At 31.0% G+C, this 361-nt stretch carries 1 protein-coding gene; it reads right to left on the reverse strand.

The features are described from left to right. Positions 1–92: 92 nt before the first annotated feature. Positions 93–361: hypothetical protein (locus BW716_RS37995; RefSeq protein WP_220388955.1), on the reverse strand; the 269-nt coding region annotated here is incomplete at its 5' end.

Consider the following 361-nt stretch of genomic DNA (forward strand, 5'->3'; position numbering starts at 1 on the left):
CCGTAAATGGGTAATTCTAAATATTTATACTTTGAAAAAACAGTTTAACCCTAAAGATTTAATCTAATCCTTCAGGGATATAATAAAAATTACTATTCTTCTAAAAACTGTATATCTTTTCTAATCAAAGTAACTTCATTTCTAATTGCTATGAACCCGAATTCCGGATTGAATATATATTGTGGCATATGAGAGATTGACATATTCTTAGGTGGCACAAGTGTCAATATAAATGATTTCATTCCTCTAAACACACCGGGGTTACTCCACGTTGTTGTAAAAACAATACCATTAATATTAAATCTCACATTATATCCTCTGCTTTTCACAAAGAAAGGCTGCTGAGATGCACCAGTAAAAC

The organism is [Flexibacter] sp. ATCC 35208 (assembly GCF_001975825.1).
GTDB lineage: Bacteria > Bacteroidota > Bacteroidia > Chitinophagales > Chitinophagaceae > Chitinophaga.